9 protein-coding genes and 1 pseudogene are annotated in these 13188 nt (G+C 43.0%); 4 read left to right on the plus strand and 6 right to left on the minus strand.

Translation table 11 applies throughout. The annotated features are described in order from the left end of the window. Positions 1-19 precede the first annotated feature (19 nt). Positions 20-943 (minus strand): 2-hydroxyacid dehydrogenase, encoded by a 924-nt coding sequence (locus HGD77_RS07695; RefSeq protein WP_168730774.1) that lies wholly within the window; start codon positions 941-943, stop codon positions 20-22. Continuing rightward, complete coding sequence (locus HGD77_RS07700; RefSeq protein ID WP_004730963.1) at positions 940-1695, minus strand: class II aldolase/adducin family protein; 756 nt, start codon at positions 1693-1695, stop codon at positions 940-942. Before HGD77_RS07700 ends, HGD77_RS07695 begins: the two co-directional genes overlap by 4 nt. 110 nt (positions 1696-1805) lie before the next feature. Here HGD77_RS07700 and HGD77_RS07705 point away from each other — a divergent pair, with 110 nt between their 5' ends. Continuing rightward, complete coding sequence (locus tag HGD77_RS07705; RefSeq protein ID WP_004730966.1) at positions 1806-2243, plus strand: PaaI family thioesterase; 438 nt, start codon at positions 1806-1808, stop codon at positions 2241-2243. Between the two features lie 120 nt (positions 2244-2363). On the opposite strand, the gene HGD77_RS07710 is transcribed toward HGD77_RS07705, so the two are convergent. The 3 genes and pseudogenes from HGD77_RS07710 to HGD77_RS07720 all read right to left on the minus strand — a co-directional run bounded on the left by HGD77_RS07710 (position 2364) and on the right by HGD77_RS07720 (position 5896). Next, positions 2364-3575 (minus strand): 3-oxoadipyl-CoA thiolase, encoded by a 1212-nt coding sequence (locus HGD77_RS07710; protein WP_004730968.1) that lies wholly within the window; start codon positions 3573-3575, stop codon positions 2364-2366. Positions 3576-3600: 25 nt separating this feature from the next. Next, a pseudogene (locus HGD77_RS07715) lies at positions 3601-5120 on the minus strand (3-hydroxyacyl-CoA dehydrogenase). A 2-nt stretch (positions 5121-5122) separates the two neighbouring features. After that, positions 5123-5896, minus strand: a complete 774-nt coding sequence (locus HGD77_RS07720) for an enoyl-CoA hydratase (RefSeq protein ID WP_004730972.1) — start codon at positions 5894-5896, stop codon at positions 5123-5125. Between the two features lie 452 nt (positions 5897-6348). Between HGD77_RS07720 and HGD77_RS07725 the strand changes: the two genes are divergently transcribed. The 3 genes from HGD77_RS07725 to HGD77_RS07735 all read left to right on the plus strand — a co-directional run bounded on the left by HGD77_RS07725 (position 6349) and on the right by HGD77_RS07735 (position 10247). Then, on the plus strand, positions 6349-7647 hold the full coding sequence (locus HGD77_RS07725; RefSeq protein WP_004730974.1) for an MFS transporter: 1299 nt from the start codon (positions 6349-6351) through the stop codon (positions 7645-7647). Positions 7648-7764: 117 nt separating this feature from the next. Further along, positions 7765-9030 (plus strand): DcaP family trimeric outer membrane transporter, encoded by a 1266-nt coding sequence (locus HGD77_RS07730; RefSeq protein ID WP_004730976.1) that lies wholly within the window; start codon positions 7765-7767, stop codon positions 9028-9030. 17 nt (positions 9031-9047) lie between these two features. Then, complete coding sequence (locus tag HGD77_RS07735) at positions 9048-10247, plus strand: MFS transporter (RefSeq protein WP_004730978.1); 1200 nt, start codon at positions 9048-9050, stop codon at positions 10245-10247. 177 nt (positions 10248-10424) lie between these two features. On the opposite strand, the gene HGD77_RS07740 is transcribed toward HGD77_RS07735, so the two are convergent. Beyond that, complete coding sequence (locus HGD77_RS07740) at positions 10425-13004, minus strand: EAL domain-containing protein (RefSeq protein WP_004730980.1); 2580 nt, start codon at positions 13002-13004, stop codon at positions 10425-10427. Positions 13005-13188 lie beyond the last annotated feature (184 nt).

A 13188-nucleotide genomic window follows, 5' to 3' on the forward strand; every position in this document is an offset into this window, starting at 1 on the left:
TTTGCCGGTATCCCTACAATTAATAGCCTTTATTAACATCTACCTGATGGCATAAATCCAGCCCGAGATTTAAACGTCGGTCATTTTCTAGAATCTGTTCCACCACCACAGACATGGGTGCATGTGAGGCAACATGTGGTGTAACAACGATCTTTTCATGCTGCCAGAATGGATGTTCAGCAGCTAATGGCTCCTGTTCAAATACATCGACAATTGCACCACGTAACTGGCTGGAATCTAATGCATTTAATAAATCTTGCTCAATTAAATGCTGACCCCTCCCGACATGAATTAATGCCGCCTGCTCAGGCAACCGCTGAAATAATTCAGCAGAAAGAATGCCGGTATTTTCTTCAGTGAGTGGCAGCAGGTTAATCAGAATCTGACTTTGAGCCAGGAATTCGGAAAGCTGTTCTTGGCCTACATAGCTTTTAACTTGATTAATGTCTTTTGGGGAATTCGACCAACCAGAGACTTGATAGCCCATGTCTGCGAAACGTTCTGATACGTATCCACCCATATGCCCCAGTCCCATAATTCCGATCTGGATATGATGGCTATAACTTTGACGATACTGTTTCCATAGCTGCTGCTTTTGCTGCTGGATCATGCAGTCAAAATAACGCTGGAAATACAGCACGCCCCAGAGCAGGTAATCAAGCATGCCTTTTTGATGATGTGGATCCAGTACCCGGCAGACTGACTGGTCAGCTCTAATCTCGTTTAAATTTAAATGTTCGACCCCTGCAGCAATCGAATGAATTAGACCAAGTTCTGGAAGTTGCCGAAGTTTTTCCAGATCTGGAAACCACGAAGCTGCTGTGGTCGCCTGTTCAGCTTCCAGGCTGTCCACTGTACAGAAACTGCCAGCAGGCGCATATTTCTGAAAAGACTTGACCAGAATCGCCTCAATATTCGGCACAGTACTGGAAATCACAATCATGATGCATACTCCGTATATTGATGTTCAATCAGGGATAATGCAGCCTGCCAGGCACGCTGTAAAATCGGTTCAACTAAAGGACTGGCGAACTGCTTGGCAGTTTTAATTCGGACTTCTTCTGCTGGATAATGCAATTCAGCACCACCGCTTAAGGCCTTCACCTGTGCCTGACAGGCACGCTCCAGAAAATAGATTTCATGAAAGGCCCGTGCAATCGTTTCGCCAGCCGTTAAAAGTCCGTGATTGCGCAAAATCATGGCGCGATGGCTGCCCAGGTCCTGAATCAGGCGTTCCTGTTCATCTGTTGACAATGCAACGCCCTCATATTCGTGATAGGCCACCTGCTGATAAAATTTCAACGCATGCTGGGAAATAGGAAGAAGTCCGTGTTTCTGTGCAGAAACTGCTATGCCATCTGCGGTATGCGTATGAATGACACAGTTCAGATGAGCATGTGCTTCATGAATTGCAGAGTGGATGACGAAGCCCGCCATATTCACCGGCTTGTCCTGTTCATAGCTTTCTACAACCTGCCCTTCATGATTAATCTTCACCAGCGTTGAAGCACACATTTTTTCAAAAGCGACACCATACTGATTAATCAGAAAACAGTCAGGTTGATCGGGAACTCTTAAACTGATGTGAGTATCGATCAGGTCCGTCATCCGGTAATGCGCGATAATGCGATAAAGCGCTGCGAGTTCACAACGTGCCTGCCATTCAGCATCTGTGACGAGATTTTTTATTGTCATCGTTCCATCCTGGAAAAATATAGCATTTTGATCACTATCTGTTATATCATAATTTCAGGAAAACAGAATATTATTTCATAAAGCGAAATAAATCGTTACAAGGAGTGGATATGCCCACATCACAATTAAACGGACTTGAATATCTTACCGCAATTAAAAATGGGGAAATCCCCAGCTCAGCCATGAGTGAAATTATTCCCATGCGTCTGACCTTGGTGCGCGAAAACTATGTGGAATATGAGGTGCGTCCTGATCAGCGCCATTATAATTTACAGGGTGGTATTCATGGCGGCTTTTGTGCAACGGTTCTAGATAGTGCCACTGGCGCTGCCGTGCATACGACAGTAGATGCAGGTGTCAGTTTCTCGACCATTGACCTGAATGTAAAAATGCTGAAAGCGATGAAAAGCGGCGAAACCTATACAGCTATTGGTGAAGTCATCCGGATCGGGCGTAATGTACTGACCTCAGAAGGCCGAATTATCGATAAAGAAGGTAAAGTTTATGCTTTTGGTTCAGCGACTTTATTAGTCACTGCCCGTAAGTAAATCATTACAGTGATGTAATCAATCCCTGCATGTGCAGGGATTTTTATTTTGAAAGAAAAATCCCAATAAAGAATGCCATGCATATCATAGATACATGGCATTAAGACTATGACTAAACTGTTATGCAGCTTCAGGGTTTTCAATCACCATCGCCAAGCCTTGACCCAGACCGATACACAGACTAATCACGGCATATTTTTTACCGGTACGCTGTAACTGACGTGCAACGGTTAAAGCCAAACGCGCACCCGAACAGCCCAGTGGATGACCAATGGCAATCGCACCACCATTTGGATTGACACGCGGATCATCCAAAGCGACATCCAGACCTTTCAGGCAAGATAATACCTGACTGGCAAAGGCTTCATTAATCTCGATGATATCCATATCGTCTAGCGTCAAACCAGCACGTTGTACTGCCTTTTTAATCGCTTCAATTGGGCCTGCACCCATGATGCGTGGCTCAATGCCAGCGGCTGCAGAAGACAGGATACGAGCCAAAGGTTTTAAGCCATACTGTTCCTGAACTTTTTCACTGCCGATAATCAGTGCTGCAGCGCCGTCATTGATTCCTGATGCATTACCCGCTGTTACTACACCACCTTCAAATAGCGGTTTTAACTTGGATAAAGCTTCAAATGTTGAAGATGCACGTGGATGCTCATCCTCAGTAATTTGTTTAGGTGGTAATTTGCGTCCTTGAGAAACTTCAATCGGGGTAATTTCACCTTCAAAGAAACCTGCCTCTTTCGCTGCCTGATATTTTGCCTGTGATGCAGCGGCAAAGGTGTCAGCCTGTTCACGGCTAATACCGAACTCTTCAGCCACATTATCACCTGTTTCAGGCATACTGTGCGCGCCAAACTGATCCGTAAATTTACGGTTCGGGAAACGGGTACCAATTGTGGTGTCATAAATTTTGGCATCACGTGAATACGCGCTTTCTGCTTTGCCCATCACAAAAGGTGCGCGGGTCATGCTTTCTACGCCACCGGCAATGTACAACTCGCCTTCACCTGCAGTAATGGCACGTGCCGAATCAATCACAGCACCGAGACCTGATGCACATAAACGGTTTACCGTCTGACCTGGAACTGTTACCGGCATACCCGCTAACAACGCTGCAAAACGTGCCACATTACGGCTGTCTTCACCGGCCTGATTGGTGCTACCAAAGATTACATCTTCTACATCTGCTGCCGGGATACCGGTTTTTTTCAGCAGGTTTTTAATGACTGTAGCTGCCAGATCATCTGGACGTACGCTTGCCAGACTTCCTGCATGGCGACCGATTGGTGAACGTAAACCATCATAAATATATGCATTTAACATGAGTGTTATTCCTTTAACTTTCTAATTAATGTGTTGTATGAACAAGTGGTAGACCAAGCTGAACACGGCGACGCAACCAAGGACTTGAACGGTAACGCTGGTCACGGGTAATCGCAGTCATACGATCCAGAATTTTTAGAATTTTTTCAGCTCCCAGCACATCCCCCATTCAATTGGTCCATACGGATAACCAAGGCCTAATTTCACCGCGATATTGATATCTTCTACCGTTGCAACGCCTTGCTGGGCAATATCACAGCCGAGATTCACAATCATTGCCAAAGCACGTTGAGCCACAAAGCCGACGCTTTCCTGAATTACGCTGGCGGTCACACCATCCAGATTGAAAATCGATTGGGCTGCTTTTACCAGCTCAGGTTGGGTGACAAAAGTTGGCATCAAGGTACGGTGTTTATGCAGACCATATAGCAGATCGATACACACCACTTGCTGAGGTGCCAGCTGATAACGGATCGCAGCTGATGTTGCATCCTCACCATAAGTGGCAATCAGGATTAAAGCCTCTGCTGAAGGTATCTCAGTTTGCTCAATCTGAATGTTGAACTGTTGCAGATATTGCTCAAGTGCCTGACGGTCTTCGTCATATTCGGTGCCTAGCCAGACTGATGGATATTGACTTAGCTTATCAACCAATGCTGGAGTAACATCACCTTCTTTGCTACCTGAAGTGTAATCATAGAAACCTTTACCAGTTTTACGACCTAACTGCTTGGCAATAAAACGCTGACGGGTAATCACGCTTGGACGGTAACGTGCTTCTTCATAATACTGATGATAAATCGATTCACTCACCGGGTGCGAGACATCCATACCGGTCAGATCACCTAATTCAAACGGCCCCATTTTGAAACCGATTCCGTCACGGTAGATCCTGTCAATATCATAAAATGGTGTGACATTTTCATTCAAAATTGCATAGGCTTCGCTACCAAAGGCACGGCCGGCATGGTTAATGATAAATCCTGGAGTATCTTTAGCTTTGACCGGACGATGACCCATTTTTGTAGAGAGCTGGGTTAATGCTTCAATAATATCAGCGCGGGTATTAAAGCCTTCAATCACTTCGACTACTTTCATGAGTGGGACCGGATTAAAGAAGTGATAACCGGCAACACGCTCTGGCTGACTGCAATTGGCAGCAATTGCACTGATCGACAATGAAGAGGTATTGGATGCCAGAATCGCTTCTGGTTTTATAATTCCTTCAAGCTGCTGCATCAGTTTTTGCTTGATGTCCAGATTTTCAATAATCGCTTCAACAATCAAGTCACAATCTTTCAGGTCTTCTAGCTGCTGCGCAGTCGACAGATGAGCAATATCTTCAGCGGCTTTTTCATGGCTGAATTTACCTTTATCTGCCAAGGTATTTAATGTTTTGGCCAGTTTGTCCTGTGCCTGTTCAGCTGCCCCTTCTTTGGCATCAAACAGTATCACATCATGACCAGACTGAATCGCGATTTGGGCAATACCTGCACCCATCGTGCCTACACCAATAATGCCGATTTTCTGAATCTGAATACTCATGCTTATCGTCCCTGATAATTCGGTTTACGTTTTTCGATAAAGGCCTGCATACCTTCTTTTTGATCTTCTGAAGAAAACAGCATCTGGAAAGATTTACGCTCCAGGGTAAGTCCGGCATTGAGCGGCACATCTTCGGCCAATAAAGCCACTTCCTTGATTTGCTCCAAAGCAATTGGTGGCATTTTTGCCAGCCCTTCTGCCATCTTGATGGCAGTTGCAAGGGTTGCACTGTCTTCAGTCACCTGGGACACCAGACCAATTTGATAGGCTTCCGGTGCAGGTACCAAACAACCGGTCATGATCATGCGCATGGCATGGAATTTACCCACTGCACGGAATAAACGTTGCGTACCACCAGCACCCGGCATAACCCCCACTTTCACTTCAGGCTGACCAAACTGGGCACTTTTCCCGGCAATAATAATGTCTGCATGCATGGCCAGTTCACAGCCACCGCCAAGTGCATAACCGTTTACAGCTGCAATCACCGGTTTTGAACACTGTGCAATCGCCTGCCAGTAACGTTCAGTGCGACGTTGCATCATTTGAATGGTTTCAGCATTGGCCAGTTCTTTTAAATCAGCTCCTGCTGCGAAATCTGTTTCACCACCGGTAAGAATAATGACACGGATATTTTCATCGGCATTCAGTTGCAAAAAAGCCGCCGCGAGTTTCTGGCGAACTTCTGTATTCAGGGCATTTTTCGCTTCTGGTCGATGAATTTTAACCATCGCTACATGAGTTGAGATTTGTTCTATTTGAACGACCTGTTCCATTAAAAAACTCCATTTATTTTGTATAGCGAAATTTTATTTTATATAAAACTAAGGTTTCTCAAGCTATAAATCAAGGATTTTTAACTCCAGAATTCAAAAAAGTTATTTTTTACTAAAAATAGAGTAAAAACTCTTGTTCATCTGGTTATTTTATGATTAATTGATTTCGCAATACGGAATTAAGTATTTTAAATGTAATCTGATTATTCATTTAAATGAATAATCACCATAAGGCAGAACTTAAAATTAATTTACGAAATCAAATTTTCCAGCAATGAGATGATTTTGATTTAGCGTAAAGCGTGAAAAATCGAATGTAGCCTGATAATAAATGCAGCGGCTGTTGTATGCAGAGCAAGTCTGTTAGATCAGGAAAATGTTTCCGTGAGGAAGAAAAATGGATTTAGCGGTAGCAGAGGAAATGCTACTTTTAATATATAGAGGATATAAAAATGACAAGCGATACCATCGTAACAGGAGACAATAAAACCGATGTCTCCTCCACGGATACCATTAAACAGGCGCCAAAACGTCTATGGATGACGGCTTTTGTCTTTGCTTTTCTGATTTTGCTCTGTGACGGTGCAGATATCGGGATTCTGGCTTTCAGTCTGACCAGTCTGAAAGCTGAATGGGGACTAACTTCTGTACAGGCCGGTGCCTTGGGAAGTTATTCTCTTTTAGGAATGGGGATAGGAGGTTTTATTGGTGGATGGGCATGCGACAAATTTGGACGTGTCCGCGTCATTGTACTGGCCACCATCGCCTTCTCGATCTTGTCAGCCTACTCAGGTTTTGCTCAGTCTTATACTGAATTTGCAATTTTACGTACTCTTTCTTGCTTGGGTTTAGGCTGTTTATATATTGCCTGTAATACCTTGATGTCTGAATATGTGCCAACCAAATACCGTACCACAGTGCTGGCAACATTGATGACCGGTTTTACTCTGGGTTCTCTGGTGATTACCATGCTTTCAGGCTGGATTATTCCTGAGTTCGGCTGGCGTATGCTGTACTGGATTACCATTGCACCTTTAGCACTCGGTATCCTCATGCACTTTATGGTGCCTGAACCAGAATCGTGGAAACGTGTTCGGGAAATGAAAAGAACTGGCCAGATCGTCGATAATAATGCAAAAAAAGGCAATCCATATATCACTATTTTAAAAGATAAAACACACGGCAGAATGTTTATCTTATGGTCATTCAGCTCAGGTTTTCTCTTATTCGGTTACTTTGGGGTGAGCAACTGGCTGCCAAGTTATCTGGAAGCGGAATTAGGGATCAAATTCAAGGAAATGGCGATCTATATGATTGGTACTTTCTTGACCATGATATTCGCCAAAATCATTGCAGGTTATGTTGCTGATAAAATTGGTCGCCGTATTGTGTTTGCTTTCGGCACCATGGGAACAGCGCTATTTATCCCTGTCGTGGTGTATATGCATAATGCCGATAACATTGGCGTACTGATGCTAATCTTCGGCTTCCTGTACGGTATTCCATATGCCATCAATGCAACCTATCTAACCGAAAGTTTCCCGACTGGTGTTCGTGGTACAGCGGTGGGCGGTGCATTCAATATTGGTCGTATCGGTGCAATCTTCGCGCCAATTACGATTGGTTATCTTGCGATGCATGGTTCGATCGGTACAGGTCTGTTGGTAATGGGTGCAGCATATTTCCTATGCGGTTTGATTCCTGCCCTGTTTATTAAAGACCGTTTATACGATCCGCAAAAAGCAGAATAAACCCTACTTCGGAAGGCAGGTCAAATCGCTGCCTTCCTCACTTCAAATATTTACAACACGTCAGTATAGAAAGGTCTCCTTTCATTCAGGATTAAAAATTTCTTTAGGGATTAAGAAATGAAAAAATTAGTTTTAGCGACATTATGTGGTATTGCTTCAGCACAGGCATTTTCAGCAGAAGCTTCTGAAGACCGTATGCAATTTCTTGAGTCACAGTTAAAGCAAATCCAGGCAGAACTAGAACAACAAAAAGCCGCGCAACTTGCATTAAAGAACCAGCAGGAACAAGCCAAAGCGCAAGACTCTAAAACGCTGAGTTCAATGGTAGATAATGTCGATGTTTATGGCTTGATCCGCTTTGATGGTGCAGTCGATTTCAAAAGTACTACTGAAGCCCGTGGCCGTACCATTAACCAGATTAATAAAGTACCTTTTACTGAACCGGATTCTGTACGTTCCGATTTTACTGCGGCTGCCAGCCGGATTGGTTTCCTGGCCAAAGATCTAGGAGGCAATCCGAATGTTTCTGCTCGTTTAGAAGCCGACTTCTGGACCAACAATGGTAAAGGCGATGGTGGATTACGTATCCGTCATGCACACTTAAAATACTATAACTGGACGTTTGGTCAGGCCTGGTCATTGATGTCTACACCAGAGATTAGCACTGAAGCTGTCGACTACAGCTTGTTCCTGGGTGGATCAGTCTTACGTACCCCTCAGGTGAGCTATGCTTTCAAACTTGATCCGGAAAATACCTGGAATGTCGGTCTGGAATATATGGCCGGTGGCGATCGTTCTTCTGCCTTACCTGCTTTAACCACTAAATATGTTCATCAATCAGGCTCTCTTCATTTATTAGCTCAAGGCTTTGTCAATCAAAAGCAGGCACAGATTGCGACAGGCGATATCGAGAAAGTTGGCTGGGGTGTGGGAGTTGGTGGACGTTACCGTTTAGATGATCAAAACTCGATTCAAGGGAACTATTTCCATATGGTCGGTGATCAGCGTATTGCAGCTTTCTTAACTCAAGGATCAACAACTGATGGCGCTACCTGGGGTGGCGATTATTCAGTCGATCCAATTAATAATGAACTTTTGCTCAATGAGTTCAATAGTATAAATATTGGCTTCACACATAAATTTACGCCGAAACTACGGAGTAGTATTAATGCCAGCATTGTTGATTTTGATGATTCCAGCGACTATGCACGCGCGAATCCTGAAACCAATAAACGTTTAACGGACTATGTAGCTAACGTGATCTATTCTCCTGTTCCAAAGATTAACCTAGGTGCAGAATATCATCATGGCAAGCGTGAAACCTTTGACAACAAGGAAACAGATATTTCGCGTATCAACCTCTCTGCCAACTATAGTTTTTAAAGCCTCAGGAGACAAGGATGTCAGCCCAAGGGCAAATTTCACGCCGTTTCATGTTCATGATGGCAATGACCTGCGCACTCTGCGCAGGTTGTAACTATTTTAACCAGCCCTTGATTTATTCTATTGCAGAGGATCTGCAGATCAGTGTAGCGCAGTCTGGCTGGACTGTAGTACTGACCCAGATTGGCTATGCCACCGGGTTATTTTTATTTGTCCCCTTGGGGGATTTATTTGAAAAACGGCTGTATATCTGCAGTTTGATGTTCTGTACCGGACTGGCACTTATTGGGCTTTCAGCCAGTACCAATCTGCATATGTTATATGGCTTTACTCTGCTCGCCTCTTTTTGTTCGATCACCACCCAGATTCTGATTCCTTTTGCCGCCAGCCTGTCGCAACGTGATAAAAGTGCCGAAGTCGTTGGCCTGCTCATGAGTGGTGTTCTGGTTGGTATTCTATTTGCCCGTACCGTGGCCGGACTGATTTCTACTTTATGGTCCTGGCATGCGGTATACCTATTTAGTGGTTGTGCAATTCTTCTGCTAAGTCTGGCCATGTGGTTCCAGTTGCCGAGTGCCAAGAGCCAGTTGCAGATGAATATATTGCAAATTTATCGCTCACTATTTACCTTTGCCCGAACAGAACCCATGCTGATCCGGCGTAGTATGATCGGAGGTTTGGGTTTTGGCATGCTGAGTATTATCTTTACTACCATGACTTTTATTCTGGCTGAAGCACCGTATCATTTTAATGATTTCCAGATTGGTCTCATGGGTATTGTGGGTGTGGTCGGCATCTGGTCCTCTCAATGGACCGGTAAAATGATTGGCAGACATCGGGAAAAATTGATTGCACACCTGGCCACATGCGGACTGATTCTGGCCTGGATTCCCTTATTCTTTGCCCAGAATTATTTATGGATTTATATCCTGGGCTTGATTCTGGCTTATTTCGGAATTTCCTGTTTACATGTCTTGAACCAGAATCTGGTCTATCGAATTTCAATGCAGGCTCGCTCGCGGATTAATGCCATCTATATGACCTGTTATTTTTCAGGTGCTGGTCTGGGAGCATTTTTATCGCTGCATTTATGGAAAAGCTATGGCTGGTCTGCCTGTGTCATTTTAGGTTTTATTTTTGCCCTATTGATCTTTGTAATTAACTATTATGATCTGAACCAAGAAAGAAATTTAGCCAATATTCAACCTGAGCCCTAAATACTGTTAAAAACCTTTGGAGGGTTAAAAAGCTTATTTTTTATCCCGCTTTCTATACTAAGCATAAATTATAGAGATGATACGCTGATAAAATAGGAAAATTTTTGAGGTCTGTTTGCCATTGCCTTTCTATCTGAAGAGCCGTTAAAAATATTGAGATACCTTAACTTTCTAGAGTTAATTCATTTTACTATTTTCCATCGCGAGATAAACAGGCTTCAATTCAGTTAAAGGCGCAGGTTTTGCATAGAAGAAGCCTTGTAGCAGATCACAGCCCTGTTGATAGAGCAAACTGGCCTGACTTAAGGTTTCGACACCTTCTGCGACAACTTCCAAATCCAGTTGATGTGCCAAGTGAATAATCGATTGCACAATTGCAGCATCCTGACCATCGAGGGTCAGCTCTTCAATAAAACTACGATCTAACTTGATTTGATTGATCGGCAAGCGACGCAGATAACTGAGACTCGAATAACCTGTACCAAAATCATCAATGGCAACCTGTACACCTAAAGCACGTACTGCTTTCAAAATTTCTATCGTTCGATCTGCACCATTAATGATGACACCTTCCGTAATTTCAATTTTAAGTAATTCCGGCGGTAATTGACTGAGTTCAAGAGCATGTTCAAGTACTTGCAAAAAACCTGCTCTACGGAATTGCAAAGGCGAAATATTCACCGATACCGTGATCTGGCTATTGTGTGTCTTGTTCCACTTGGCAATATCTAAACAGGCCTTTTCCAATACCCACTGGCCTACGCTAATAATTTGCCCGGTTCTTTCTGCAAGCGGAATAAAAATTGCTGGGGAAATATAACCCTGCTGCGGATGGCACCAACGGATTAAAGCTTCTACGCCTGTCACCAGTCCAGTTTCAGGATGAACCAGCGGCTGATAGAACAGGTCAAAATTTTCCTGATTGATCGCTTCCATGAGTTCCAGACGCAGATTAGTATAGTCTATTTCTGCGACAGGCTGCATTCTGGTTTTTTCATACCACTGCCACATATTACGACCTTGTCTTTTGGCTTCCTGCATCGCCAAAACAGACTGATAAATCAATTCAGAAGAATGATGAATCGAACTGTCATCTGCCACAATACCAATGCTGGCACTTAAATGTATTTTGTACTGATCGACGATAAACAGCATGGAAAGAAGATCAAGAATTTCTCCAGCAATCACCTCGACTTCAGTGTGCTCATCTGTCCCTGAGAGCAGCAAAATGAATTCATCTTCAGCGAAGCGGCATAGCACATTATTGCCTTGAACAAATTTTTGCAGCCGCTCGCCCACACTTTTGAGAATCTGGTCACCCACCAGATGACCTAAGCTGTCATTTATATTTTTAAAATCATCCAGATCTATATACAGCAAGACTAAAGGTTGTGAGCTCTCGTGCTGTGCTTCAAAAATATTTTCCAGAATCTGTTTGAATGCATGCTGGTTCGGTAAACCGGTTAAATGATCATGAGTATGCTGATGCTGAATATATTCTTCGTGAATACGTTGCTGAGTAATATCTTCCTGAATCCCCAAAAAATGGGTGCAGGTTCCTGTCTGGTCAAAAATAGGACCTATAGTTAAACGATTCCAGAACCAGCTGCCATCTTTACAGTAACTTTTTATAGTTACCTGAATTTCTTTTTGTTCTTTAACTGCTTGCTTGAGTAATGCAATCTGATCCGGATCAGTATCTGGACCCTGTAAGAAAAAGCAGCTTTGCCCTAGTACTTCTGCTGCCGTATAACCGGTGAGCTTTAGAAAAGCTGGATTCACATACACCATTAGCCTTTCTTCAGAGACATCGGTAATAAAAAGACTATTCGGACTAGCCTCTACCCCACGTTTTAATAATCGTAGAGACTCCTTGTTTTCACGCGATACAGTAATATCTCGGGCAATGCCAATAATACCGGTGACTTTCTGATTTTGAATAATCGGTAAATTGGTCAGATCCAGCCATAAGATATCGCCTGCAACATTATAAATTGGAAGTTCATAATGTTGAGATTTACCTTGCGCTGCTTCTGAAAATGAAACATTCGCAAGTTCATGGAATTCGGGCGGTATGAAGGCACAATAGTGCTGACCATGGATTTGCGCTTTAGAAAAACCTGTAATTTCTTCGCAAGCAATATTGGTATTAAGCACATGTCCCTGCAGGTCAAGTTCAAAAATAATATCTGGATGATAGGTATAAAATGAGCTGTATTTTTCATTAAGCTCATGTCTTTTTTGACGTTCCTGATCAAGCTCGATTGCGAGGGCAACTAATTTTGCCGCTTGTTGTAAAAGCTGAATATGATGTTCAGTCGGTATTTTGGGTGTTCGATAATAGGTGGCAAACGTTCCGTACAGAATATCTGAAGCATTAATAATCGGCATAGACCAGCAGCTAGACAACTTTTCTGCGTTTACCAAAGCACGGTAAGGCTGCCAGTTTGGGTCTTTCATTAGATTTGGACTAATGACCAACTGCCGTAAAAAGGCAGCTACCCCACACGATCCTTGATTTGGCCCAATTTTCAAATCTTGAATAGCATTACAGTACTCTTTTGAAAAGTGCTGTTTGCCGCTTATAACGTTTAAAGTTTGGGTGTCATCCTTATAGAGCATAATAGTGACAAGCGCATCTGGTATACGCGCTTCAAGCCACTGGCTAATAACATCGAGGATAGGTTTAAGTTCAGTATGGCGACCAATCAGATTAAAAATATGAAAAATTTCTTGATCATCACAATTATTATTCATTCAGACTATCACCTTCCTTAGCTTGTTAACATTTTAGACTTATTATTAAAATAATCATTAGCAAAAGTTTGTATTTATATCTTTAAAATGCGGAAATATGGTCAATATTACGTGTATTTGATAATAATTCTAAAATTTAAAAATCACAGCCGAAGCTGTGATCTAAAACTATACTTTTACTCAA

Source organism: Acinetobacter sp. NEB149 (assembly GCF_012516415.1).
Lineage (GTDB): Bacteria > Pseudomonadota > Gammaproteobacteria > Pseudomonadales > Moraxellaceae > Acinetobacter > Acinetobacter lwoffii_V.

What these genes read in the sequence shown, in the direction of transcription:
- HGD77_RS07695 (WP_168730774.1), bottom strand. Translation starts at nt 943, where the DNA reads ATGATTGTGATTTCCAGTACTGTGCCGAATATTGAGGCGATTCTGGTC.
- HGD77_RS07700 (WP_004730963.1), bottom strand. Translation starts at nt 1,695, where the DNA reads ATGACAATAAAAAATCTCGTCACAGATGCTGAATGGCAGGCACGTTGT.
- HGD77_RS07705 (WP_004730966.1), top strand. Translation starts at nt 1,806, where the DNA reads ATGCCCACATCACAATTAAACGGACTTGAATATCTTACCGCAATTAAA.
- HGD77_RS07710 (WP_004730968.1), bottom strand. Translation starts at nt 3,575, where the DNA reads ATGTTAAATGCATATATTTATGATGGTTTACGTTCACCAATCGGTCGC.
- HGD77_RS07720 (WP_004730972.1), bottom strand. Translation starts at nt 5,896, where the DNA reads ATGGAACAGGTCGTTCAAATAGAACAAATCTCAACTCATGTAGCGATG.
- HGD77_RS07725 (WP_004730974.1), top strand. Translation starts at nt 6,349, where the DNA reads ATGACAAGCGATACCATCGTAACAGGAGACAATAAAACCGATGTCTCC.
- HGD77_RS07730 (WP_004730976.1), top strand. Translation starts at nt 7,765, where the DNA reads ATGAAAAAATTAGTTTTAGCGACATTATGTGGTATTGCTTCAGCACAG.
- HGD77_RS07735 (WP_004730978.1), top strand. Translation starts at nt 9,048, where the DNA reads ATGTCAGCCCAAGGGCAAATTTCACGCCGTTTCATGTTCATGATGGCA.
- HGD77_RS07740 (WP_004730980.1), bottom strand. Translation starts at nt 13,004, where the DNA reads ATGAATAATAATTGTGATGATCAAGAAATTTTTCATATTTTTAATCTG.